Annotated in this window: 22 protein-coding genes; 7 read left to right on the top strand and 15 right to left on the bottom strand. The window is 32.6% G+C overall.

What is annotated here, in order from left to right:
- Positions 1-97: 97 nt before the first annotated feature.
- Positions 98-2,977, bottom strand: a complete 2,880-nt coding sequence (locus DK441_RS03890; protein WP_109097568.1) for a TonB-dependent receptor domain-containing protein — start codon at positions 2,975-2,977, stop codon at positions 98-100.
- A gap of 154 nt (positions 2,978-3,131) precedes the next feature.
- Positions 3,132-4,292, bottom strand: coding sequence for a FecR family protein (locus DK441_RS03885; RefSeq protein WP_109097567.1), 1,161 nt, complete (start codon positions 4,290-4,292; stop codon positions 3,132-3,134).
- Between the two features lie 119 nt (positions 4,293-4,411).
- Here DK441_RS03885 and DK441_RS03880 point away from each other — a divergent pair, with 119 nt between their 5' ends.
- Positions 4,412-4,990: an RNA polymerase sigma factor gene (locus tag DK441_RS03880; protein ID WP_109097566.1), complete on the top strand. Its 579-nt coding sequence runs from the start codon at positions 4,412-4,414 to the stop codon at positions 4,988-4,990.
- 3 nt (positions 4,991-4,993) lie between these two features.
- Here the strand turns inward: DK441_RS03880 and DK441_RS03875 are convergent, their stop codons facing one another.
- The 3 genes from DK441_RS03875 to fahA all read right to left on the bottom strand — a co-directional run bounded on the left by DK441_RS03875 (position 4,994) and on the right by fahA (position 8,217).
- Positions 4,994-5,593 (bottom strand): Crp/Fnr family transcriptional regulator, encoded by a 600-nt coding sequence (locus tag DK441_RS03875; protein ID WP_109097565.1) that lies wholly within the window; start codon positions 5,591-5,593, stop codon positions 4,994-4,996.
- Positions 5,594-5,641: 48 nt separating this feature from the next.
- Positions 5,642-6,829: a hypothetical protein gene (locus DK441_RS03870; protein WP_109097564.1), complete on the bottom strand. Its 1,188-nt coding sequence runs from the start codon at positions 6,827-6,829 to the stop codon at positions 5,642-5,644.
- 107 nt (positions 6,830-6,936) lie between these two features.
- A complete protein-coding gene (gene fahA / locus DK441_RS03865) occupies positions 6,937-8,217 on the bottom strand; it encodes a fumarylacetoacetase (protein WP_109097563.1) in 1,281 nt (426 codons plus the stop codon).
- 343 nt (positions 8,218-8,560) lie between these two features.
- On the opposite strand from fahA, the gene glyA reads away from it, so the two are divergent.
- Both glyA and DK441_RS03855 read left to right on the top strand, forming a co-directional pair.
- On the top strand, positions 8,561-9,835 hold the full coding sequence (gene glyA, locus DK441_RS03860) for a serine hydroxymethyltransferase (RefSeq protein WP_109097657.1): 1,275 nt from the start codon (positions 8,561-8,563) through the stop codon (positions 9,833-9,835).
- Between the two features lie 182 nt (positions 9,836-10,017).
- Entirely contained in the window at positions 10,018-10,761 is a 744-nt protein-coding gene (locus tag DK441_RS03855; RefSeq protein WP_109097562.1) for a hypothetical protein, read from the top strand.
- On the opposite strand, the gene DK441_RS03850 is transcribed toward DK441_RS03855, so the two are convergent.
- From DK441_RS03850 to DK441_RS03825, 6 genes are all read right to left on the bottom strand, one after another.
- Positions 10,752-11,357: a carboxymuconolactone decarboxylase family protein gene (locus DK441_RS03850; protein WP_109097561.1), complete on the bottom strand. Its 606-nt coding sequence runs from the start codon at positions 11,355-11,357 to the stop codon at positions 10,752-10,754. The genes DK441_RS03855 and DK441_RS03850 overlap by 10 nt on opposite strands.
- A 2-nt stretch (positions 11,358-11,359) precedes the next feature.
- On the bottom strand, positions 11,360-11,875 hold the full coding sequence (gene lspA / locus DK441_RS03845; RefSeq protein ID WP_109097560.1) for a signal peptidase II: 516 nt from the start codon (positions 11,873-11,875) through the stop codon (positions 11,360-11,362).
- Positions 11,876-11,927: 52 nt separating this feature from the next.
- Entirely contained in the window at positions 11,928-12,461 is a 534-nt protein-coding gene (locus tag DK441_RS03840) for a DUF4440 domain-containing protein (protein WP_109097559.1), read from the bottom strand.
- Positions 12,462-12,482: 21 nt separating this feature from the next.
- Entirely contained in the window at positions 12,483-13,022 is a 540-nt protein-coding gene (locus tag DK441_RS03835; RefSeq protein WP_109097558.1) for a GNAT family N-acetyltransferase, read from the bottom strand.
- 193 nt (positions 13,023-13,215) lie between these two features.
- Positions 13,216-14,664 carry a hypothetical protein gene (locus DK441_RS03830; RefSeq protein WP_109097557.1) on the bottom strand — a complete coding sequence of 483 codons (1,449 nt, stop codon included), beginning with the start codon at positions 14,662-14,664 and terminating at the stop codon, positions 13,216-13,218.
- Positions 14,665-14,809: 145 nt separating this feature from the next.
- Positions 14,810-16,366: a hypothetical protein gene (locus DK441_RS03825; protein ID WP_109097556.1), complete on the bottom strand. Its 1,557-nt coding sequence runs from the start codon at positions 16,364-16,366 to the stop codon at positions 14,810-14,812.
- Positions 16,367-16,617: 251 nt separating this feature from the next.
- Between DK441_RS03825 and lpdA the strand changes: the two genes are divergently transcribed.
- Positions 16,618-18,024 carry a dihydrolipoyl dehydrogenase gene (gene lpdA, locus DK441_RS03820; protein WP_109097555.1) on the top strand — a complete coding sequence of 469 codons (1,407 nt, stop codon included), beginning with the start codon at positions 16,618-16,620 and terminating at the stop codon, positions 18,022-18,024.
- Positions 18,025-18,129: 105 nt separating this feature from the next.
- Here lpdA and DK441_RS03815 read toward each other — a convergent pair whose 3' ends face one another.
- Together DK441_RS03815 and DK441_RS03810 are read right to left on the bottom strand one after the other, a co-directional pair.
- Positions 18,130-18,840, bottom strand: a complete 711-nt coding sequence (locus DK441_RS03815; protein ID WP_109097554.1) for a LytTR family DNA-binding domain-containing protein — start codon at positions 18,838-18,840, stop codon at positions 18,130-18,132.
- Positions 18,837-19,907, bottom strand: coding sequence for a sensor histidine kinase (locus DK441_RS03810; RefSeq protein WP_109097553.1), 1,071 nt, complete (start codon positions 19,905-19,907; stop codon positions 18,837-18,839). Before DK441_RS03810 ends, DK441_RS03815 begins: the two co-directional genes overlap by 4 nt.
- A gap of 216 nt (positions 19,908-20,123) precedes the next feature.
- Here DK441_RS03810 and DK441_RS03805 point away from each other — a divergent pair, with 216 nt between their 5' ends.
- The 3 genes from DK441_RS03805 to DK441_RS03795 are packed head-to-tail and all read left to right on the top strand — an operon-like array spanning position 20,124 to position 22,946.
- Positions 20,124-21,563, top strand: coding sequence for a hypothetical protein (locus DK441_RS03805; protein ID WP_109097552.1), 1,440 nt, complete (start codon positions 20,124-20,126; stop codon positions 21,561-21,563).
- A 23-nt stretch (positions 21,564-21,586) separates the two neighbouring features.
- Entirely contained in the window at positions 21,587-22,024 is a 438-nt protein-coding gene (locus tag DK441_RS03800) for a MotA/TolQ/ExbB proton channel family protein (RefSeq protein ID WP_109097551.1), read from the top strand.
- Between the two features lie 4 nt (positions 22,025-22,028).
- Positions 22,029-22,946 carry a redoxin family protein gene (locus tag DK441_RS03795; RefSeq protein ID WP_109097550.1) on the top strand — a complete coding sequence of 306 codons (918 nt, stop codon included), beginning with the start codon at positions 22,029-22,031 and terminating at the stop codon, positions 22,944-22,946.
- 76 nt (positions 22,947-23,022) lie between these two features.
- Here the strand turns inward: DK441_RS03795 and DK441_RS03790 are convergent, their stop codons facing one another.
- Positions 23,023-23,262, bottom strand: a complete 240-nt coding sequence (locus DK441_RS03790) for a CDGSH iron-sulfur domain-containing protein (RefSeq protein ID WP_025664048.1) — start codon at positions 23,260-23,262, stop codon at positions 23,023-23,025.
- A gap of 28 nt (positions 23,263-23,290) precedes the next feature.
- Positions 23,291-25,063, bottom strand: a complete 1,773-nt coding sequence (locus tag DK441_RS03785; protein ID WP_109097549.1) for an ABC transporter ATP-binding protein — start codon at positions 25,061-25,063, stop codon at positions 23,291-23,293.
- Between the last annotated feature and the right edge of the window lie 101 nt (positions 25,064-25,164).

Raw genomic sequence — 25,164 nt, 5'->3', positions numbered from 1 at the left:
TATAGTATTTGAATTTTCATACTCGACATTATTAAATAATCCAGAGTCTAATCCAAAAAAGGATTAAACTCTGGAAAGGGGCTAACTATCCAAGTATTTAAAAAGAATATGATAGAGTGGCGTAATAATTTCTGGGTCTTGCATAGATTCCATTCTCGTAGCCTATTGCAGTATTCGCGTCACCTCCAACTAAATATAGTTCATCTGTTAAGTTTTCGACACCGATGATAAGTTCCCAGTGTTTTTTTGCATTAAATTTTAAAGAAGCATTTAATGCAGTATGACCATCATCAAAAACATAATCACTGTTTTGAGCTTCAAAATCGACTCTAGATTTATAATGGCCGTCTATTCTTGGGGTAAAACTACCAAAGGATACGGGGATTTTGTATGACCCTCCAAAAGTTAAAGTATGTTCTGGAGTTAAAATGAAATTATCATCTTCGGTTACGGTGACCCCTTCGATAAGATCTTTGTATTCTGCATCTGTATATCCATATCCTATATTAACAAGCATAAAAGAGTTAGGGAGCCAAATTATTTCGGTTTCTAGCCCTTTAATTTCGGCATCCCCGGCATTTGTCTGGAAAGTTGCAATTGATCCTGGTGGATTAGCAGCAATTTGTAAATCTTTATAATCGGTATAGAAGAATGCCGTGTTGAACCTTAGTTTTTTTACTTTTACTTTTGCGCCCAGTTCATAAGATGTAACCGTTTCTGGAGAAAATTGAGGTAAATCTCCATCTCCATCTCCGTCAAAATCATTTGAAGGATCCTCATAAAAAGATGTATTGGTAACTCTCCATTCAAACCCACCAGATTTAAATCCGGTAGAAACAGTACCGTAAATATTTAAAGCATCAGAAACTTTATATGCGGTATTAAATCTCCATGTTACTTGATCAAAAGTATTCTCTTGCCACATTTGGTCAAGTAAACGTCTGGGATTTGTATTGATATCCCGAATTGGATCAGGAGCATTAGGAGTATCTCCTAGATTTACTGTAGGGTCTCTAAAGGCATCTGGTTTTGCTTTTTTAGTCTCATTAGTATATCTCAGACCTCCAGTTAATGATAGTTTATCGGTTACTTTATAAGTTGCTTCTCCATATATTGCATAATTACTATTCTCAACCAAACCTCCTAAGAATACTGGATACACTGTATTTTGTAATGCACCGGTAAATGATAAAGCGTTGTCTACATTTTCTATAAAATAAAACAACCCAGTTACAAAATCTAGTTTTTCACTAGAATGACTAAAACGTAAATCTGCACTAAATTGATCTTGCTCATAGACATCTCTATTCTCAAAGATATTAAGTGGTGATCCATCTGTTTGTCTTGCAAACTCGGCATCTAGATCTCTATAGGCCAAAATTAGTTTAGTCTCAGAATTTTCTCCGATTTCATATTTTAAATTAGTAGATATACCCCAAGTATCAATATCATTTTGAGAAAGTGAAGTTTCACCTGTTTTGAATGGCCCAAAATTCCACCTTTCGTCATAAATATCAGTTCCTACAGTGGTGTCTCCAGGGACATAACCAGAGGCGGTAGATGTAACTGCTGGTGCTGCATTGGTATTCCATAATTGTGGTAATAATCTATCATCATGAAAGAATAAATTCTGTTCTGCGGCAGATTCTTCTCTTTCTGTTGCAAAATCAACAATAAATTTTGCAGAAAATTTACTGGATGGTTTATGATAGTCTAATTTAAGTCTTGCTCCATGGGAATTTTCATCGCCTAAATCAGAATCATCAACGAATACTCGTTCTACATATCCTTCTCTGTTTCGTCGTATTAAATTAAAAGTAAACCCGAAACTTTCAGATATAGGTCCGCTTATTCTAAACGTAGCATCATTTCTTGAATAACTGCCTCCTGTAAGGCTAACTTTTCCTTTTAATATATCTCCTGGATCATTGGATAATAAGGATATGGCTCCACCTATAGAGTTTCTTCCAAAGAGAGTCCCCTGGGGACCTCTAATGACTTCTACACTTTTTAAATCTGCTAAATCTAAAACAGCACCAACGGTTCTGCCCAGGTACACTTCATCAACATAAATTCCTACACCAGGATCTGCTACCGGCACATAATCATTCTGACCAATTCCTCTGATGTAAACTACTGCAGCAGAGCTTGATCCAGATACGGTTCCGGTTGTACTAAATGTAAGGTTAGGGGCAATATCTGCGATTCCGGTTATATTGTTTACTCCCATCTCTTCTAAAACTACTCCTTGTACGGCAGTAATAGAAATCGGAGTGTCTTGAACATTTTCTATTCTTTTTCTTGCTGTAACCACAATATCTTCTAAAGCAAATCCACCTTCTTTTAATATGATTTTTAATTCTTCTGTGGGTGAAGTAATATTTACCTCTTTGGACTCAAATCCAAGATATGAAATCACTAAAACCGCATTGATATTCGAAACTGTGATAGAAAAATTACCGTTGAAATCTGTTGTAGTACCATTTGTTGTGCCTTTTTCTACTATGCTGGCACCAGGTAGAGGAGCATTTTGATAGTCAAAAACCTGCCCATTGATTTCTATTTCCTGCTTTTCTTGATTATCTATTTCGTCATTTTGTATGGAGGGAGTTTGGTTTAAGGCTTTTTTCAATAAAATCTTACGATTGTCTATCTCAAAGGCGGTTTGAGAATTTGAAAAAAGCGTGTTCAAGATTTCTTCAACTTTTTTCTTCTTAAGTTTTATTGTTACTCTTCGATCTAAGTCAACAGCTTTTGTGTTAAAAACAAATTTAAACTCGGTTTGAGATTCAATTTCATCAATTACTTGTATTACAGTTACATTTTCCATGTCTAATGACAACTTAGTGTTCTGGGAATAACTATTTGCCTGTATGGTAAATAGTGTAGGAAGTATAAAAAGTAAAGATATTTTCATTTTTAAAGTAAGCTTTAATATCTCTCGAAGTCTACCCTCGGATTTCAATATTTTTTTCATAATTTTAAAATGTTTATTTGTGGTTTACGTATTGATGTTAAATCACTTTATTCAATCGGAAAGTGTGCCAGCATTTTCCGATTTTTTTAATAGGATTAAAGTGAGTAAAATCTTTTGGTTGTTTAATTCATTTTTTTCATATGTATTTTATTTATTATTCTATAATTACTTTATTATTTATGATTTTGTATTTAATCTGATGAACTTTATTAAAATAATGTAAAACTTCATCAATTGTTTCTCTGTCAATTTCGAAACTCGCATTAAAAGCTTCTTTTGCTAAATCTCTATTATTGTTAATTATGGTAACATTATATTGGCGCTCTAGTTTTTTAATGATATCCTCAAAAGGAACATTTCTGAAAACAATAATACCTTCTACCCATGAAGTATATATAGAAGTGTTTACATTTTGAGTAGAGATTGTTTGTTCTACGTTATCAAATGTTCCTTTAAACCCGGGTTTTAGAATAACATCCTGTTCACCATCTGATTTGTTTTCTGAAGAACTTAAACTTACAGATCCTTCAACCAGTACAACCTCTGTTTCACTATCGCCAGGATATGTAGTTACATTAAATTTGGTTCCAAGTACTTTTACATCAAGTGATTGAGCTTCTATTAAAAAAGGATGTTTTTCATCTTTGGTAACATCAAAAAAAGCTTCACCTTCCAGAAAAACTTTACGGGGATTTCCTGGAATAAACTTTATTGGATATTTAATTGAGCTTCCTGAGTTTAAAAAAACATGAGTCCCATCAGATAAAATAATGTCGAATCGTTTTCCGTATGGAATAGTTAAGGTGTTGTATTTAAGTTTCTCAGTAGAAATATTTTTGTTATACACTAATTGTGTACCTTGTTGTTGCATGATAATAGTACCAGAAACATCTACAATGTTGGTATCACCGTCTTCTGAGATTATTTGGGTATCCCCATTCTCTAATTTTAAGGTTATTGTTCTTTCTTCTGGAGTTAATGCTTCTTCTTTAGTATCCAAACTGTTTTTTTGCAGTAGATAGCCTATCCCTAAACATAATATAGCAATGGCGGCATATTTGTAGAATACTCTAAATTGAGATCTGTGAAAGAGATTTTTCTCCTTCTTTATTTCCTTTAGTAAACACTCTTTTGTCTTGTCTAGAGAAGGATTGTTCATACCAAGTGTGATTACATAGTGGGTTTTGACATAATCTTTAAAAATAGATTGGTTTTTGGGGTTTTTGATCCAATGATTTAATAGATCAAGGTCTTCATTGGTTGTAGACTGATTAAAGAATTTTATGAGAAGTTTTTCTATTTCAGGAGAAATCATATATTTATCAACTTTATATGATAATACAAGACTGAATACAAATACCCTTACTTTTTAATTGTTTTTTTGAAAAATTCATAAGTTTTTAGGTATTAAATTGAATTGTTAATTTTTCTTAAGTGAAGTTTAAAGATGATTACGTTTTAACACAAGCTCTTAAAAAAGGAGAGGAAAAGGCTTATATGTTTTTGTTAGAAAAATATCATAGGAGGTTACATGCTTATGCTTTATCCTTAGCTAATAATCATGTAATGGCACAAGATATAGTGCAAAATGTATTTTTGAAAACATGGCGATTTCGAGAAAAACTAAATAGTGATTATTCTATCAAAAGTTTTCTGTTTAAGTCGGTTTATAATGAGTTTATAAACACGTATCAAAAAAATAAATCAACAATGTTACTTCAATACAAATATATTGAGTCATTATATGAAGTGGCCGAAGGTAGTGATGAATCTGTTTTGGAGATGATGACAGAAATAGTAAATAAAGAAATACAAAGTTTACCTCCAAAATGCAGGCAAGTTTTTGAGTTAAGTAAAAAAGAAGGATTGACAAACTCTGAAATAGCAGAGTATTTAAACATATCTATAAAAACAGTAGAAGCTCAAATAACTAAATCTTTTTCGCTGTTGCGAGAAAAACTTGGTGATAAATATGAAGCTATCCTGTTTTTTGTCTTTATAAATAAACAATGAGTATTATCGATATACTTTCCTGTCTTTAATAAAGAGTTCTCCTTTTTGCTCTAGTTTTTTAATGCTACGTATAACGGTTTCTACACGTAATCCAGTTAGATCGGCAAGTTGTTGCCTGGTTAGTTCTACTTTGTATGCATCTGATTCTATTGTGTTTGGGGCGCTATTTTTTTTGAAGTAATCAAGAATTCTAAGGATACGATGTTCTGGTTCTTGAGTAGATATTTCAGAGACCATGATTGCTTTGTAATATAACCGTAAGGCTAGTGTACTGGTGAATTTATGATGAATACCAGGATTTTCTTCTAAAAGTTTTAAGAATTTTTCTTTTGGTAATTGCCAGACCTCAGAATCTATAATAGCTTCTGCATTGGCAGGGTATTTAAAATCTGCAAATAAAGGAGGCTCACCAAAACTTTTTTCTTTGGTAAAAATACCTTGTATGTATTCTTTCCCTTCCTGATTATAATTATTCATTTTAATCTCTCCCTGGTGTACCTGATAATAATAACGGGCAATAGAACCTTCTCTAAAAAGAAACTCTCCCCGTTTATATTTTTTTAGTACCGCCCCCGAATTAAGTAAACTTGCGTGATCGATCATACTTATAATTCTCTATTATATAGTACCGAATAATTATAGTGTAATGTATTATTTAAAACGATAATTAGTAATGATATTCTTTAATTTGTTTTTTAAATCTTCTCCAGAATCATACACCATTTGCTCATTAGAAGGAAATGGTACCGATTTTAAACCTAAATATCCTAACAAACCATTTTCCAAAGCTCGTTTGTCTCCATTATAATTTGCATAAATATGTTGAAAAACGTATTCACTTGCAATAGGAAAAGCATCTAGGAGTTGTCTTGTTCTTAAGTCTCGGTATTGGACATTACCCACTACATTCGTAGCTTTAAACTGTGTGAATTCATAATACTCACAATGTACTTTTACCATTCTGTCTACTTTCACTTTTTCGCCTTTATCATCAATTACGATTTCGTCATTTTCATCAAGTAGATATTCCCAACCATCTTTAATCAACTTTTCTTTTTGTAATTGACGCTCCTTAACTTGTTCTGGAGATATATTAATTTCTCTTAATTCTACTTCCATAGCATAATCATATGGGATAGACTTTTGAGGTTGACTGTGATATACTGTCCATAGGTCATTAAGACCATATGTGCCAAAATTAAGTAAGTCACTTTCTAATCTCTTAGGAATAATAACATCGGTTCTATTTTTCATCGTTACTTTTACAAAATCAGTCCCTTTTTGATGAGCCTCATCAATCATTTCTCGCGTATTTTTGTAGTTAGGAGTAATTTTATTCAGGTAGTTCAAATCTTCGTATACCGCTCTATAATCTGCTTTTCTTTTGGCAGATGTCAATAAAGCTTTGGCATTATTAAATAAGTATTGAGAAAGTTTATCTTTTGTATTTATAATCTTTTGATCATAGTTATGTAGTATAAAGTTGGCATTACGACCTTCTTCAACAAGGTATAGAGGTAACAATGGTTTTATACGTTCTTGTCTATTCTTTAGGGATAAGTATGTATTATAAATACGTTCAAGGTTTGCAGGATTTCCTTCTTTTTCTAGATATGCAATAGCATTATTGTCTCGATCTAGAGCTTTTGCATATGCTTGTTCCAGCATAAGGATAATAGGTTGTTTTCCTTTTTTTCCTTTGTTTGTTCTAAGTTTGTTTAAAGCAATATTTATAGCTTGATCATAATTTCCTGTGTTAAGTGCTTTTTCAGTTTTTTTAACACTGCTACATGAAGAAATAACTGTAGTTGTAAGTAGTAGGAGTAGTAGTTTTTTCATATCAATAATATTTTGATTTGGGTATTGAAAACAACTTTGATGCCAAAAGATAATAAAAAAACCTCGAAAACTATTTTTCCGAGGTTATATAATGGTTTGTACATTCTTTATTTTTTAAACACAGGGAGTAACTTGGTAGAGACTTCACCAAATCCAATTCGAACTCCGCCTTTTTCGCAATACCCTCTCATAATCACGGTATCATTATCATCAATAAATTTACGACTACCTCCTTCATTAAGTTGTAGAGGTTTTTCTCCACGCCAGCTTAATTCTAACATTGACCCATACGAATCTGGTGTTGGTCCGGATAATGTTCCACTACCCATAAGATCCCCAGAATTAACGGGACATCCATTTACTGTATGATGAGTAAGTTGTTGTGCCATTGTCCAGTACATATGCTTAAAATTACTTTTAGACACAACAGTTTCTACTGCTTTTTCTGGTTGAATGGCAACTTCTAGATTTATATCAAAACTCTTTTTTCCTTTATATTGAAGGTAAGGTAGTTGTTTTTTTATTGGTTTAGGTCCATCTGTTCTATAAGGTTCTAAGGCATCAAGAGTTACAATCCACGGAGATATAGATGAAGCAAAGTTTTTGCCTAAAAATGGACCTAGTGGAACATACTCCCACTTCTGAATATCTCTTGCGCTCCAGTCATTAAATAATACCATTCCAAATATATAATCTTCTGCTTCTTCGATAGGTATTGGTTCTCCTAATTGGTTAGCATCTGTAGTAATAAAAGCCATTTCAAGTTCAAAATCAACTAGTCTCGAAGGGCCAAAAATAGGTTCTTTAGCACCATTGGTTAGTTTTTGACCTTGTGGGCGGTGTACAGGAATACCAGAAGGGATAACCGAGCTACTGCGACCGTGATATCCAACAGGCATATGTAGCCAATTAGGAAGTAAAGCATTCTCGGGGTCTCTAAACATTTTTCCTACGTTAGTCGCATGTTCGATACTACTATAAAAATCAGTGTAATCTCCAATACTAACAGGTAGTTGCATTTCGATTTCATCTAGAGAGAATAAAACTTCTTGCCTGTGTTTTTCGTTATTTTTTAAGGAATTGTTTTTGGCATCAAAAATTTCAGCAATTCTATTACGAACTAATCTCCACGTTTTTTTTCCATCAGAAATAAAATCATTTAAAGAATCCTGTAAAAAAATATCATCTGTTAATGGGATCTCATCAAAATAACCAAGTTGATGAAGCGCTCCTAGGTCAATAGCAGTATCACCAATTCTGGTTCCTATAGTAATAATATCATCTCGGGTAAGAAATACGCCAAAAGGAATATTTTGTATAGGAAAATCCGTATTAGGAAATGTTTCAATCCATGTCTTTCTATCTGGATAATTTGCAGTTATGGGCATTATTGTTCTTTTATATGTTGTTGGTAATTTTTATGATCAAATATATAATTTTCGAATGGTTAAAAGTTTTTAATTATGTGAAAAATAATTAAAATAATGATAAGATATGTTATTAATAGTACAATACCAAGGTGAGATTACTTATTTGTTACGTTTTTTCGAAACCCAGAAACGTTTTACTTCGTAATATTTGATAAGTATTAATGCAAAATTATCAGTGATGTATGGTAGGAAACATGAATTCATAAAAAGAACAAGACGTTCTTATTTATTAGGGACTATTTACGTCGATTTAAGGAATGGATTTCCTATTTTTACGCCTTTACTAATAAATAATGAATTCATGCAACGCGACGAACAAATTTTTGATTTAATTCAGGACGAAAAAGAACGTCAAATCAACGGATTAGAACTTATTGCTTCAGAAAACTTTGTGAGTGAACAAGTAATGGAAGCTGCTGGGTCTGTACTTACTAATAAATATGCCGAAGGATATCCTGGCAAACGCTATTACGGGGGATGTGCCGTAGTAGATGTTGTAGAACAGATTGCTATTGATAGAGCTAAAGAATTGTTTGGTGCAGCATATGCTAATGTGCAACCTCATTCTGGTTCACAAGCCAATACAGCTGTATATCATGCATGTCTTAAACCAGGCGATAAAATATTAGGTTTTGATCTTTCTCATGGAGGACATTTAACTCATGGCTCGCCAGTTAATTTCTCTGGTAAGTTATATACTCCTGTTTTTTATGGAGTAGAGAAGGAGACTGGAAGGTTAAATTATGATAAGATTCAGGAAATCGCTACAGCAGAAAAACCGCAGTTGATTATTGCAGGAGCATCTGCTTATTCACGAGAGATTGATTATAAAAGATTTAGAGAGATAGCAGATAGTGTAGGAGCAATTCTTTTTGCAGATATAGCTCACCCTGCAGGGTTAATTGCAAAAGGAGTAATCTCTGATCCTGTACCACATTGCCATGTAGTGACTACGACAACCCATAAAACACTACGAGGACCACGCGGTGGTCTTATTTTGATGGGAGAAGATTTTGAAAATCCTTTCGGAATCACTTTAAAAAATGGTAAAAAACGAATGATGTCCTCATTATTTGATAGTGCCGTATTTCCTGGTAATCAAGGAGGACCATTAGAACATATTATTGCAGCAAAGGCAATCGCATTTGGAGAAGCACTAACAGACGAGTTTTTACATTATATCGTACAGGTCAAGAAAAATGCAGCAGTTATGGCCGAAGCATTTGTAAAGAAAGGATATGAAGTTATTTCTGGTGGTACCGATAATCATATGATGCTTATCGATTTACGAAATAAAGGAGTAACTGGTAAACAGGCAGAAGAAGCATTGGGTGTTGCAGAAATTACTGTAAATAAAAATATGGTACCGTTTGATGATAAATCCCCGTTTGTAACATCAGGAATTCGTATTGGCGTAGCTGCTGTTACCACTCGAGGATTAAGAGAAAATGATATGACAGCTATTGTCGAATTGATAGATCAGGTAATCCAAAATGTTGAAAGCGAAGAAAAACTGCATACTATTGCAGATGATGTAAATGCGATGATGGCAGATAAGCCTTTATTTGTAGGATAATACTTTACTAAATTGGTATTTAGATTTTTTTAGTTCACTTGTAAATGCAATTTTTTGCAATATCAAAAAAAGTGTAAGCCAGTTTGTTTTAAATACCGAATTAAAAGAAAGTGTACTGGCATGATATATGGCAGTGCACTTTTTGATTATATTGTTATCATAAAACTCTTAATTACAGAATTATGATGCATATACGTCATATCCAAATTTTATTCTATGTACTACTTACGCTATCTGGCTGTAGTAATTTAACGCCCAAACCAACTGAAGAAAGTGTAAAAAAAGAAAACTTAGAACAGGAGGTTGAACGTGTTGAAAAAAAGGAAGATACCTTAAATATTCGTGAAATTTTAAGTATAGAAGGACGTTATGATCTTATAGATGGGTATGCTTTTTTTCGAGATACAATACATAATCATCCTGTGTATAAAGCTATATTGCTAATAGAAAGAATTTCGGATAAAGATTTTGGTTTTATTATAGTAAGAAAAGTACATGGGCTTACTCCTGTTGGTGAACATGGGATTTTGTCATACAATAAGAGTCGGTTTTATATGAAAAATATGGACTATGCAAACAAAAGAATATATTATACAGACGGTATGGATATAAAAATTAAGGATAGTTTATTGCATACTATTAGGTATGTTTCAAATGCGACAGAATATGATATCTGGAAAAAGTCTGATCCAGAGTCAAATGTTTATATTTCCCTTCGTAACACATTACAGAAAGAAAAAGAAGAGTATGCTAATTTTTATAGCAAAATATCTAATGATCCCAAGTTAACAGGAAGAGATGAGTTTATTTATTATGAATCAGGAAAACGATATATCAATAATGATTCTGTATTTCAAAAGAAATGGAAACATTATACTACTATCAATTCTAATGATCTTAAAACAGGTAACAATATTCAGGAATGACTCCAGTTCTTGGCGTCATCACTATCATTAGGTGAAAGTCCAATAATATCTCCATCAGTATTAACTCCTAAACCAACTACAGTTCTATTTACATAATTAAAATAGCTTACTACCTGATTAATCTCCAGGATCTCACCATCAGATAAATTTTGATCTCTAAGGTTATGAATATCTGATTCGGTAATAGTATGATGTGATAACGTTAACTTCTTAGCATATTGAAGGCCTGCCAAATATTGATACTTAAAATGATTTTGCAATTCATCTTTGGATAAACAGGACAAAATTTCCTTAAACCTGATATCATCATTCAATAGTCGTTTTAATCCAACCGAGTGATGATCTACGCAATAGCTACATTGATTGAGACTACTTACATACACACCAAGAGTCTCTAAGTACCATTTGGGCAATGTATTATTAGAGTTGTGTAATACATTTTTATATAAGCCCATATGGCCTATCAGAGTATGTGGCCGTAGACTATGTATAGACAATACATTATCTACATTATTATCTGGACCTTTAATACGGTTATAGATTTTTTTTAATTGCCCCGTTGCTTCGGTATATGATATTTCTTTAATCCAACTCATTGTTATTGAATTTTTTCTTTAAAAATAGTTCCTTTTTTATTAAAAAAAGTAGTAATTAAAACTAAAATTGAGCCTAAAAAAATTGAAACATCGGCAAGGTTAAATATTTCGGTTTTTATGATTCCTAAATCTAAAATCAAAAAATCAGTTACCGATCCATATACAATGCGATCAAAAAGGTTTCCGATTCCGCCACCAATAATAAAAGCAAAACCTATGATTGTTTCTTTAGAATAATTTGTCTTAATCAATATCTGTCTTAATAATAGTAATAACACTAATATTGGAAGAATTTGTAATAAAAGTATTTTTAAGATCGGAGCCAAATCTGATCCCAAGCTATAGGCGGCACCAGTGTTTTCTACTTTAGTCAATACAAAACTATCCTTAAAAACTTCTATACGCTCATAAGGTTCGATTGTTTGTCGAACAACATTCTTTGAAATCTGATCACAACTTATATTTAGTAAGACCAGAGAGAGAATGAGTATGATTCTTATTTTTCTTGTAATCTTCATGTGTACAATTGCAGTAAGTGTTTTTCAAATGTAATAGAAACTTCAGACTATCTTAGTGTTTCCAGTATTTTTTATATTCAGAAATAGAAAAAGCAGCATCATAACTATCTTTATTAATACTTTTATTTTCATCAGAATCATAATCCATCCATATTTTCCAGTTTTTATCTTCCATCTTTAATACAACATGAAACTGACCATAGGAGTGTTTTGTCTTATTAGTGTCGTCGATATAAGTAACTCTGTAAATTCCTCTGTCAGAAACCAGGGAATCAGAGTAGATTCTTTCAAATAACCTAAAATCAATTGGAGCAGGTTTTTTGGAAGGAACACTCCATCGTTTTTTATAACCTTTTAAATAGGCACTTGCTTTTTTAATTTCACCACCATTGCCCGAAATTCTAATCATTTTTTTGCTATGTATAGAAGCAAATAAGTCATAATCTAAAGTCTCAAATGCTTTAGAGAAATTACCATACATGTCTGCATTAATTTTTTTATGTACCGCATCTTGTTGAGCTATAGCTATTCGTGTAAAACATAGAAAAGTAATTAATGCTATGGCTATAATTTTAAATTTTGACATAGTAATTGTTTTTTAATTATTCTAGTATTCTCTTTCTCTCTCATATAACACACAGCATTTCAATCGCTCATTATCTGATAATTTGGGATGTTCAAAGGTTTCGATTTGTTGCATCCCAATCTTTTTCATGATTAATTCTGATTTTACGTTAATTGCTGGTGCTACAGAGTAAATTTTGTCTAATCCAATAGTATTAAAACCAAAATCTAAACAAGCTTTGGCACCTTCGGTAGCATATCCTTTGTTCCAGATACTTTTTTTGAGTCGCCAACCGATATCGACAAATGGGTTTAATTTTTCTAAATAAGTTTGTTCACACAAACCTATAAACCCTATGCATTCGGCATTATCCAACAGATCAACAGCAAAATAACAAAACCCTTTTTCTGAATACATTTCCTGCATTCTTATAATAAATGCTTTGGTATCTTCTTTTGATGGCTTAAACGGAAAAAATTCCATTACATCATTATCATTATTGATTTCGAATAATGTTTCTAAGTCATCGAGGGTCCAATTACGGAAACCTAATCGTTGAGAGGTAAAGAGATATGAATTCATTGTAATAAACTGAAAAATAAATTATAAGTTTTCGTTTTTATAAACGTATTCAAATGTAATGATTTGTTGCCTTTATTGTTTAAGTTTCTAAAATTCTTGGGATGAATGGAGTTCGATATGTGGTGAAATAGAAAACTGCTCGTATTTGCCTATGATAAAATACGAGCAGTTTTAATTGAATTGAATATGAGAATTACCCTTTTTTCATGAACTGTTCGTTAAATTCTTTGATTTTTAATGTGTTAATCTCATCGTGTGTTTTTCCTGCTCCATGTTGCAGATAAGCATTAAATATATGACTTAAGTATAATGGTGATTTAGCTTTATCTTCGTTAAAATTCTCTGAGTTATGGCAAACAAAGCAATTGACTAAGTTATTTACATTAATATCATGTACATCACTTTGAAAAGTCTGTGTATAGGTTTCCATAGTAAGGTTGGAAAGATTTAGAGATCCTCTTGTGATAGATCCTTTTGTAGCATGAGATATATTGCCGGCTAATTTTTGGATGGTATCTGCTTGTTTTTGTGGGGGTAGCCCATCGGTATCGATCCAAATCCCTCCGTTATAAAAATAATTTTTCCATACATCCTTAAGTTTTGAAGCAACACAAGAATTAATGTTCTTTATATTATCATAATTTTTTGGTTCTTTTTGACTGGTTTCCATAAAGCCGTTCCCTTGCGTTCTGGGAACACCAAATTCGAAAAGTGTAAAAGCTTTATTGGGTTCTTTGGGTTGATTGCCACTCCATGTAATTCCGTCTAGAGATGAAGTATTTCCTTTACCAAATAATAATTTTTCATCGGTAGAAGATACTGTATTAGTATTCCAATCATAGTAGGGAGCCATATCATTATGCTCAAAAGTTGCCCATATAAATTCTGGATGATTTATGACAACCCCAACTACATGCATTCCTAATAAAGCAACATCACTGGTAACATATGTGCCATTTTCATAAATGGCTGCTTTGGTCTGGTAATATGACGAGAGCTTATCTGTAGGTATTGCACTGGTTTTTACCCACGAAACTTTTAACTCTAATGATCCAATAGGAAATGTTTCGGTATTATTATGAGGAATAGATCCATCCAGGATAGCAGTTTTAAAATGATCGGCAGCAACTTTTAAGGTATCGTCAATATGAATCGAATAGTAAACCGTATCAGATTTATTTATGCTCGAATTAAATTGAGAATTGGTTTTTAAGACTCCATCAGAACCGGCTTGTTCTATATCTTTAAGAACCAAAGATAATCCTGATTGAGGTTCTACAGGAATCATTAAATCACTAACCTGTATTAACTTATTTTCGAAAACAGTTGTTCCATTATCTGGTTTGGTTAACCATAAGAATTTTTGCCAGGACCATTGTTGAAAAATACAATTTGTTGTACTGGTAGTATCAAAAGGACTTCCTTTACCTTCTTCTGGAGGAGGTGTTTGAGCGTGAGGAAACCATGCAGGTTCGCAATTACAATCGTTACTTTTTTCCTCTACATTTTCATAAGCAACAGGTTGTTGCTCTATCTTTTCTTTTTTGTCTGTTTTATCTGTTTTACAAGAAATAACAATAACGAAGATTACAAGACAAGCCACTAATAAAGAACTTGCTAGATTGGCAAATTTAGTTTTCATTTGTGTAAAAGATTAGTTAGTAATATGGTTATTATATCAAATCTAATCTTTATCGTAGTTGTTTCCTATAAGTAAAAATACGGTTTTTAGTATCTCTATATTTAAGATACTACTAGGTGTTAATGAAGAATGATAATATTATAAATCAATTTTCTACTTCAAAGGCTGTGCTTTCGTATGCACCTATATCGGGAGCAGTAGTACTGCGAAGAGTTCCTAAAATATCGGTTCCCGAGGTAGGAGTAGACGCTTTACCATTAGCGGCAGAATTTTCACCAATACTAAGCATGTTTTCAAGCGGAGTTTTAAAATCAGGTTCTTCATTTAAAATAACATTTTCATACAGAGCGGTATTCGTAAAATCGTATAAAGGATTGCCAGTAAACTGGTCACCAGAATCATTAAACCTAATTAAACAGTTCTTGAAATTATAATTGAATGCTGTGCCATCAATTTTACTAAATATTAATTCTAAATCCTGATTTCCGTAGATAATACAGTTTGTAAAATTAGCTTCAAGTAAATCTGCAACAACTACATCGGTTTCATTTACTCGTAAATTGTTATCAATCAATACCGTTGGAAGCTCTCTAAACCCAGTTCCGATACTAGAATAATTTGCAAATGTACAGTGGTTAAAATTATAGGTGCCGCCTAGTGAACAGTTAAGAGATACTTGTCCGGCATTATTAATTACCAGGTTTTCCCCCAGTACATTACCTGTACGCGCCAGAAGTCCTACATTAGAACTGTTATAGATCTGGGTGTTTTTAATAGTAAGCGTCGGATCTGAGCCTCCGTCATTAGAGTCCATTAGTATTCCTACTGTTGCATTTTTTATGGTTGCATGATTTATAGAGTGACCTGTGCTTCCCGCAGTAAGCCAGATAGTTCCCCATTGCCCCGGGATATCACTAAAACCAGGTTCTAAGCGATCGCTTTCAAAAATCACTTCATTTTCAAGAAGCTCTGGATCTGTACTTAGTTCACCGTTTACGGTAAGAGTAGCTCCGTTTGCAGCTATAATCCCAGAATTAGTATGAAAGTGTATTCTTGCACCTGCATCTATAGTAAGTGTTTTTCCGCTAGGTATAGCAGCATATCCATAAACGACATAAGGTTTTTCGTTGGTGAAGTTGAGTTGATCATCTTCCAGAAAGAAACCTTCAATTCTAATTTCATTATTTTCATTATCAAGACCGAGTAATAACGTTTCTGTCTCACCTGTCATGGCATCCCGAGAAGGAAACAAAAATACGGCATCTTTTATTAGAGTTACCAGATCAACATCCTGTTGATTTCCTCCTGTATCAAATAATACTCGATCCGTATATAAAAACTCTACATCTGCTGTTTGATTAGTGATATTTGTTGTTGTTTCTACAAAAACAAAAATACTATCCTTGGCTAAAACCTGAATATTCTCAAAGGATTTTCCGGGAATACCATCAACATTAAGCCTGTAGTTAGAATTTTCACCACGCTCTAGCGCAATTGCAGGGATGGTAAAATCATCGCTGGTATGGTTATATACTTTAAAACTGTATGTACTGGAACCTATATTGGTAAAAACGGTATCTAGAAATAAGGTGTCTGTCGAGAAATTTAAATTTCCTGTACTTGGATTTGACTCAAAATCATTACGGCAGGAGCTCCATAAAACTAGTACAGCAAGCAAAAAAAGAGTTGATAAATATCGCATAATTATATCAAAAGGTCTTTAAGAGTAAATAAAGTATCGAAGCTGCAAATTAGCAAAGATTTTTGTTTTTTGATGGCTTCATGATCTCATTCTTTCATTAATTCATTCTTTACCATGAATTAAAGTATAACTTTTTGATTGCCCTAATATTGCTTTATAATGAAAATTTGACAAGATCAGTGCTTCTGTAAGAAGCAAAACATTTGTACATTTGTTGTTCATAATTAACACGCACAACATAATAATCTATTATGAGTACATATGATGTAGCCGTAATTGGCTCTGGACCTGGTGGATATGTGGCCGCTATTCGATGCGCACAACTGGGAATGAAAACCGCAATAATCGAAAAATATTCAACACTTGGAGGAACTTGTCTTAATGTAGGGTGTATCCCCAGTAAGGCATTGTTAGATTCTTCTCATCACTATGAGCATGCTGTAAAGCATTTTGCAGATCATGGGATCGAGATTCCTGGTGATGTAAAGATCAATCTGGAAAAGATGATTGCCCGTAAACAAACTGTGGTAGATCAAACTTGTGACGGAGTTAGTTTTTTGATGAAAAAAAATAAGATAGATGTTTTTGAGGGTGTAGGATCATTTAAAGATACTACGCATATAAATATTACAAAAACAGATGGGACTGTAGAAACAATCGAAGCTAAAAACACGATAATTGCTACTGGTTCTAAACCATCAACATTACCATTTATCGAAATTGATAAAAAGAGAGTAATTACATCTACAGAGGCACTTAAACTAAAAGAAGTGCCAAAACACCTAATTATTATTGGGGGTGGAGTAATTGGATTAGAATTAGGGCAAGTATATCGTCGTTTGGGAGCAGAAGTTTCTGTAATAGAATATATGGATCGAATTATTCCCGGAATGGATAAAGCGCTATCTAGAGAATTACAGAAAGTAATGAAAAAACAGAAATCCAAAATTTATACTTCTCATAAAGTAACAGGAGTATCGGTTTCTGGAGATGAAGTAACGGTAACTGCAGATGATAAAAAAGGAAATCCGGTAGAGTTTAAAGGAGATTACTGCTTGGTATCTGTTGGCCGTAGACCTTATACCGATGGATTAAATGCAGAAGCTGCTGGAGTAAAACTTAATGATAGAGGACAGGTTGAGGTTAATGACCATTTACAAACGAGTGCTTCTAATATCTACGCGATAGGTGATGTGATAAAAGGAGCAATGCTGGCACATAAGGCTGAAGAAGAAGGAGTTTTTGTTGCTGAAACGCTAGCAGGACAGAAACCACATATTGATTACAATCTGATCCCAGGAGTAGTATACACCTGGCCGGAAGTAGCTGCGGTGGGTAAAACTGAAGAAGAATTAAAAGAAGCTGGAGTAAAATATAAATCAGGACAGTTTTCTTTTAGAGCACTAGGTAGATCACGTGCTAGTGGCGATCTTGATGGTTTTGTGAAAATACTTGCAGACGAAGTTACAGATGAGGTATTGGGCGTTCATATGATTGGAGCACGTTGTGCAGACCTTATTGCCGAAGCAGTTACTGCAATGGAGTTTAGAGCATCTGCCGAAGATATTTCTCGTATGTCTCATGCACACCCGACGTTTACAGAAGCAGTAAAAGAAGCAGCGCTTGCTGCGACAGATAATAGAGCGTTACATTCTTAATCAAATTAAGAAGTAGTAAAAAACATAATATATTAGTGTAAAACTAAGCCTGTTGAAGTTTTTATAATCTTTAACAGGCTTAGAATTTTTTGGTAACACTTATACTTACATATTCTCTAATCTTGACAATACTTCAGCTTTGTAATTTCTGCTAATAGGAATAGAGTTTTTACCAACTATAATTTCTTCATTAGAAAAAGAATCTATCCTCGAAATAGCAATAATATAAGATCGATGGGTTCGCATAAAATATTGCTGTGGTAATTTGGATTCGATTGTACTTATTGTTTCTCTCGAGACAATAGTATTAGATGAGCAATGGATTTTTACATAGTCACTATAACTTTCGATATAAATAATTTCGGCAAAATCAACTTTTTTCATTCTTCGATCTGATCGAACAAAAATAAATTCATTCGAACTGGTTTCAATAGTTTTTGATGATTCTGTCTTATGATAGACTTCAAAATAATTATGTATGGCATTTAGTAATCGTTCATAAGCGATAGGTTTTAATAAATAATCTACTGCATGAAGATCAAAACCATCAATAGCATATTCACGATAGGCAGTAGTAAATATAATTTTGATATCCTTATTAATAGATTTCGCAAAAGAAATTCCTGAAATCTCAGGCATATTTATATCTAGAAAAATAAGATCTACTTTTTGGGTATTAATACAATTAAACGCTTCTAGAGCGTTACTACACGTTGCTATAACCTCAATACGATCAATTTTTGACAGGTGAGAGGAGATAATCTCTCTTGCTGTGGGTTCATCATCTACTATGATACAGGATATTTTGGAGCTCATAGGTTTTTTGTTTTAGAAGTATTTAGATTTAATTCGACACTATGCCACTGCTCATCTATAGAAATTAGTAACTCATGATTATCAGCATACAATGAGGAAAGCCTTTTTTTGATGTTAGATAAACCAATACCATCTGGGTCATTTTCAGAAGAACTATAAATTGAATTTTTTATACAAAAATGTACTACGTTATCTATATGGGTTAGTTTCATATAAATAGAGAGTTTTTTATTTCGTATTTGTCCATGCTTAAAACTATTTTCTACAAACGGAATTAACAGCATAGGAGCAATATGAATAGAATCGTTTACATTTTCAAAATTCATAGTTACATCTAGTGTATCATTAAATCGCATTTTTTCTAAGGTAACATAGTCTTTGATATGATCTAATTCTTGTTTTAATGATACCAAAGGTTTATCTACCTGATATAAGAGGTAATCTAATAGGTTCGAAAGCCTCAAGATCATTTCTGGAGTTTCTTCAGATTTTTTTAGCGCAAATCCATACATCGTGTTTAACGTATTGAATAAAAAATGAGGATGAATTTGCATTTTGAGATAATGTAATTCTTGTTCTTTAAGTTTAAGTTGAGCCTCTAAGACTTTATGTTGCAGTTCTCGGTTTGCTGAGTTTGATTTATAATTATGTCGTACCAAACTAAAAGCACTAGCAACAAAGACTACAAAATATACCGCAATAAACAGAAAAAAAGGACTTCTGGTCATAGGGGCCATGCCTTCTAATTTTAGGGATGATAAAAAAATCAATCCATAAAAGAATGAAATAGTGATAAAAAAAGCAGAAATAATGATAGTATATATGCAGTATAATAAGAATAGTAAATACTTCTCTTTTAATAGATATTTAGGAATGAGATGGTTAATTACAGTATAGGTAGTCCCAATGGTTACCGGCATTAAGAATAACGAAAAAGAAAAAACATAACTTATGTTGTCTGTATTATGCCCAAAGAAATAGGTATAGCAAACCAATACTACAATCCAAAAGGTGATATGAAGTAATAATTCTACAATTATTTTTAATACAAACTCTTTAGAAATCATTGGCTAAACAAAAATAGAGTGTAATATCAATATATTTTTTTAAACAGCATTGTTAACGAGATAAAAAGCCAAATTGATATGGTTTTTTACAGGTTTACCACATTTTTGATACTATTTAAGGTATAAGCAAAGCTAATTCGGTAGTTAGTCGCAAATACCCAATAACGTAAATCTAATGTGGTTAGTTTTGATTCAAAATAAATCATAGAAGAATCAATGCGAATCTTAGAACTTTTTTTACTTCTTTCATTAACAGGGTTTTTAATCTGTTTTTTTGCACAATATTTAAAGATCAAAAAATGGCTTTTTTACATTAGCATTGTTTTTTTTGTACTTCATTGGCTAATCGAAGGAATTCGATGGCAGATGTATTTAGGATATACCACACTTTTGATAAGTATAGTATTGTACTATGCCTCCAACATTAAAAAAATAGCAAAGGTTTCATTAGTTAGTTTAGGATTGATTATTACCTTAATTAGTATTGTTCTTTGCATCATAATGCCTGTGATTAAGTTTCCAGAACCTTCAGGTACTTTTTCAGTGGGATTAGAGTCATTATATCTTGAAGACAAAACACGAGAAGAAACACTTACAAAAGAAAAAGGGGATTATAGAAAGTTAACAATAAATGTATATTATCCTTCTGACCATGAAATTACAAAACCGATACGTTATATGGATCATGGATACGCAGAAGCTTTTGTAGAAAGTAAAGGTATGCCTGCTATCATTGCTACACATTTTGATCTTACAAAGACTCATACTCAAAAGTCACTTCCTATCATAAAAAATAAACAGTTACCTATTATAATTTTATCCCATGGATTATTATGGAATAGTGAAATGTATACTTCGATTATTGAGGAAATTGTAAGTCAGGGATATGTGGTTTTTGCGATACATCATACATATGAATCCTTTCTTTCAGAATATCAAGGAAAACGAATCAAATGGAGTCAAAAAAATATTGACGACATGAATACAGAGGTAGATTTTGGTTTTGTACATGAAAAAATGGATTTAGCACTCAATGCAAAAGATAAGCGTGGCAATACGGCAGCCTATGAACTCATACAATATTTACCATATTTCGAAAGCCTTGATAGATGGTCGAATGATATTTCCTTTGTCATAGATCAATTGGCTGTATTAAACGAGGATTCGAGTAACTTTTTATATCAAAAATTAAATATGAATCAAGTTGGATTATTGGGACATTCATGGGGTGGTGCAGCAGTAGTGCAAAATGCATCGGTAAATAAAAAGATTAAAGGAGTAATTAATATGGACGGAGCGCAATTTGGAAGAGTAATCGATACTACGCTGAAAGCACCACTCCTGGTGATGCATGCCGACAGGGATTATGATAAATTTTTCACTCCAAATTTCTATGTATACGATCAAGTGGTAAAAAATGATTATTATTTAGTTACGATAAAGTCGACAGGTCATGCTAATTTTGGGGATCTGGGGTATTGGTCAAAAATCCATTCACTTACAGAAACAGGAGAAATTGATCCAGATAGAATGTCTTATATTACTAATCAATTGATTCTTACTTTTTTTAATAAATATGTTAAACAACAACCATTAGAAATGAAAGAAACTTTTATCCAAAAGGAGTATCCAGAAATAGAAATTATCAAAAAATAACTTTTTAAAATAGATTTTATAGGATGACCAATTTAATGCTCAATATTACAAAGCTGTTTATTTCACAAAAAGAAACTTCATCGATCTTTACATCCCTTGGTGATAGAATAGAAGAGGGAGGAATGTTTTTTATGATACCGATAGTTGTTCTGTTTCTGATCGTATTGCTTATCATTATAAAAAATATATGGGTAGTCATACAAAAAGGTATTCCTTCAGAGAAATACATTAACCTAATCAATTCTATAGGGCTTTTAACATTAGTATGGGGATTATTAGGTCAGTTAATAGGTATTGTAGGGATGTTTGATAAAGTCGAAATAATAGATGAAATCTCTACTCATGTTTTTGCAAGCGGATTAAAAGTATCTGCACTTCCTGCAGTCTTTGGTTTTTTTGTTTTCATAGTTTCAAGAATTGCTACAATTATTTTTACATGGATAACTAAAGAAAAAGAGTAGAGTTATGATCAAAAAATCAATTTTTAAAATTCTTTTGGGAATTCTTTCTTTCGCAATACTATTATTTGCATTGTTTTTTCTATTTCTCAAAATACTCCCTATTTATAATCCTGCATTACTAAAATGGGTGCCTATTTTGATATGCATATTAGGGTTTTATGTAAGTGGAATGATAAATAAGAATACTTCTATACAGTATCTTCCTTTTCTGTTTTTGTCACTTTTGATTTTTAAACCATTTAGATTTTTGTATTTCCCTTTTGCATTAGTACTTATCATCATTGGAGTTTTGACACTGATAGTCTCAAGAAAAGAGGTGAAAAAATTATATAAAGTATCTTCTGGCTTTATTTTGATTTTTGTGTTTACTTATTTTCTACTTTCTCAACCTCTGATTTTATTACAAAAAGGATTTAAAGTAACACAGGGTGGAGACTTAGTACATGCTCAGAAGTTATGGGATTTTAGTACAACCTCAGATAATTATGTGCCAGATATAGAATATATTGATTCAGAAGGAAATTTAATTTCTTTAAATAGTTATAGAGGAAAAACATTATATATCACTTTTTGGGCCACATGGTGCCCTCCTTGTATAGCAGAAAAACCGATACTCGAACAAATGAAAAATGAATTTAGAGAGGATGAGAGTATTATATTTATTGATATTTCAATAGATCGAGATACAAAGCGGTGGTTAAAATATATAACCAATAAAAATCCAAAAGGAGTCCAATTGAACACCAATGGTAATGATCCAGAAACAATGCAGAAGTTTTATTTTTCAGAGATTCCTTTTCATTGCATTGTTAACCCTGAAGGAACTTTTAAACAAAGCAATGACTTAGAATACTCCAAAATAGCATTAAAGGATAAAAATAAATTACAATCATTCAATCAAAACCAAAAAACGATACAGTAATATATATCGATCTTAATGATAGAGGTAGCAAATCACTTTTATAATGCTACCTCGTCATGATCAATAAACAGTTTTTTTAATTGTTGTGTGATCCATCACAATATGGAGGATCGTTGGTCTGTTTACAAGTACATAAATAAGCCTCTCTTGTTTCTTCTACACAAAAAATGATAGGAGGAGAACCTCCTGTATTTTTATGATTACCATTGCAAAACGGTTGATCTGTACTATGACCACAAGAACACCAAGCATAGTTTTTGTCAACCTCTAATTGGCATGCGATTGGCGCATCACCACCTCTAATGTTATTTTTCATAAGCTTGATTTTTTGTATTCTAAAAATACTAAATTCTAGCTTGATATGTGTATAAGTCAAAATATCTGCCTTTTGCAGCAATAAGTTCATCATGATTACCGTGTTCGGCTATGTTACCAGACTCGATAACCAAAATTTGATCTGCTTTTTTGATTGTACTTAATCTATGTGCAATAACAAAAGTGGTTCTACCTTTCATTAATTCACCAAGACTTTTTTGAATTAAAGCTTCGCTTTCTGTATCCAGGTTTGATGTTGCTTCATCAAGAATAATAATTTTAGGATTTGCCAGAATAGCTCTTGCAATGGCAATTCGCTGTCGTTGTCCTCCAGAAAGTTTTACACCTCGTTCTCCTATTAGCGTATCTAATCCATCGTCAAAACGATCTGTAAACTCATTCACGTATGAAGCTTTTACAGCTTGTTGCAATTGTGCTTCTGTAGCTCCTGGGTTAGGAAATAAAATATTTTCTCTAATAGAACCTTCAAACAAGAATTCATCTTGTAATACAACTCCCAGATTACGTCGGTAACTATGTAACTTTACTTTAGAAATATCATTATCATCAATAGTAATAGTTCCTGATTTTGGGTTTAAGAATGTAGCTGCTAATCCGGCGATTGTAGATTTACCAGAACCAGAGCTGCCTACCAAAGCAGTTACAGATCCCGAAGGAGCTTTAAAACTAATGTTATGCAGTACTTCTTTTCCTTCTTCATATGAAAATGAAACATTGTCAAAGATGATATCTCCTGTTATATGTTCTAAAGTGATGTTTCTATCCTCTATTTCTTCTTCCGGAGTCATATTCATAAGCTCTTCGGTACGATCCAGACCTGCCAGTGCTTCGGTTAACTGGCTTCCGATATTACTCATTTGTACAATGGGTGCAATCATAAATCCCAGCAGTAGTGTAAACGAAAGAAAATCACCAATGGTCAATTCATCAATCATAATTTTATATCCACCAATTCCCATAATTCCGGTAGAAGCAATACCCAATAAAAATGTTGAAGAACTAGTCATTAATGCAGTAGCGGTTAAACTCTTTTTTACATTTTGAAATAGTCGATCTACTCCTTCTTCGAAGGTTTTGTTTTCTTGTGCCTCGGCATTAAATCCTTTTATTACTCGTACTCCGGCAAGAGTTTCGGTTAATCGACCTTTAACTTCTGCATTGATAACTCCTCGTTTCCTGAAGATTGGACGAATATATTTGAATGCTTTTAAAGCTACGATTCCAAATACAGATACAGGAACCAGCACAAATAATGTCATCGAAGGGCTAATTCTAATGAGCAATACCAATGAGATAATAGCCGTAATTGTACCTCCAACTAATTGTACTAATCCAGTACCAATAAGATTACGAACACCTTCTACATCACTCATAATACGAGATACTAATGCTCCGGATTTTGTGTTGTCGAAGAAACTAATAGGTAAAGAGAGCACTTTTTTCTGTACTTGTGCCCTTAATTCTGAAATTAGAAATTGTGCCTGTACACTTAGTATTCGAGTTAAAAGAAATGATGTTACTGCTTGTACCAGAATTGCGAGACTTACGCCAATCAAAAGCATTTTTAGCATTTCATAATCTTTTTTGGCGATAACATCATCCATTAGATATTTACTGGCCATAGGTAATACCAGGCTAGCTAATCTACTTAGTACAATTAATAATAATCCAATAAAAACAAGATTTTTTCGAGGCCATATGATGGTTTTAAAAGCTTGCCCTATAGTAACTTTTGATTTTCTTTTGCTTTTTGGTGAAGTGTTATTTTGAAATTCTCTCATATATTATTGTTCAGTTTTAAATAGAGAAATAGTATACATTAATAACTCCTGTCCGCCATAGGAGTATTAAAATAAATAGAGGTTTAATCGAGTTTTTCATT

Origin of the sequence: Aquimarina sp. AU58 (genome assembly GCF_900312745.1) — a bacterium.
Taxonomy (GTDB): Bacteria; Bacteroidota; Bacteroidia; order Flavobacteriales; family Flavobacteriaceae; genus Aquimarina; species Aquimarina spinulae.
This window is presented reverse-complemented; position numbering and strand designations above follow the sequence as displayed.

Coding starts and splice junctions, on each gene's coding strand:
- DK441_RS03890 (WP_109097568.1), bottom strand. CDS start 2,977: ATGAAAAAAATATTGAAATCCGAGGGTAGACTTCGAGAGATATTAAAG.
- DK441_RS03885 (WP_109097567.1), bottom strand. CDS start 4,292: ATGATTTCTCCTGAAATAGAAAAACTTCTCATAAAATTCTTTAATCAG.
- DK441_RS03875 (WP_109097565.1), bottom strand. CDS start 5,593: ATGATCGATCACGCAAGTTTACTTAATTCGGGGGCGGTACTAAAAAAA.
- DK441_RS03870 (WP_109097564.1), bottom strand. CDS start 6,829: ATGAAAAAACTACTACTCCTACTACTTACAACTACAGTTATTTCTTCA.
- fahA (WP_109097563.1), bottom strand. CDS start 8,217: ATGCCCATAACTGCAAATTATCCAGATAGAAAGACATGGATTGAAACA.
- glyA (WP_109097657.1), top strand. CDS start 8,561: ATGCAACGCGACGAACAAATTTTTGATTTAATTCAGGACGAAAAAGAA.
- DK441_RS03855 (WP_109097562.1), top strand. CDS start 10,018: ATGATGCATATACGTCATATCCAAATTTTATTCTATGTACTACTTACG.
- DK441_RS03850 (WP_109097561.1), bottom strand. CDS start 11,357: ATGAGTTGGATTAAAGAAATATCATATACCGAAGCAACGGGGCAATTA.
- lspA (WP_109097560.1), bottom strand. CDS start 11,875: ATGAAGATTACAAGAAAAATAAGAATCATACTCATTCTCTCTCTGGTC.
- DK441_RS03840 (WP_109097559.1), bottom strand. CDS start 12,461: ATGTCAAAATTTAAAATTATAGCCATAGCATTAATTACTTTTCTATGT.
- DK441_RS03835 (WP_109097558.1), bottom strand. CDS start 13,022: ATGAATTCATATCTCTTTACCTCTCAACGATTAGGTTTCCGTAATTGG.
- DK441_RS03830 (WP_109097557.1), bottom strand. CDS start 14,664: ATGAAAACTAAATTTGCCAATCTAGCAAGTTCTTTATTAGTGGCTTGT.
- DK441_RS03825 (WP_109097556.1), bottom strand. CDS start 16,366: ATGCGATATTTATCAACTCTTTTTTTGCTTGCTGTACTAGTTTTATGG.
- lpdA (WP_109097555.1), top strand. CDS start 16,618: ATGAGTACATATGATGTAGCCGTAATTGGCTCTGGACCTGGTGGATAT.
- DK441_RS03815 (WP_109097554.1), bottom strand. CDS start 18,840: ATGAGCTCCAAAATATCCTGTATCATAGTAGATGATGAACCCACAGCA.
- DK441_RS03810 (WP_109097553.1), bottom strand. CDS start 19,907: ATGATTTCTAAAGAGTTTGTATTAAAAATAATTGTAGAATTATTACTT.
- DK441_RS03805 (WP_109097552.1), top strand. CDS start 20,124: ATGCGAATCTTAGAACTTTTTTTACTTCTTTCATTAACAGGGTTTTTA.
- DK441_RS03800 (WP_109097551.1), top strand. CDS start 21,587: ATGACCAATTTAATGCTCAATATTACAAAGCTGTTTATTTCACAAAAA.
- DK441_RS03795 (WP_109097550.1), top strand. CDS start 22,029: ATGATCAAAAAATCAATTTTTAAAATTCTTTTGGGAATTCTTTCTTTC.
- DK441_RS03790 (WP_025664048.1), bottom strand. CDS start 23,262: ATGAAAAATAACATTAGAGGTGGTGATGCGCCAATCGCATGCCAATTA.
- DK441_RS03785 (WP_109097549.1), bottom strand. CDS start 25,063: ATGAGAGAATTTCAAAATAACACTTCACCAAAAAGCAAAAGAAAATCA.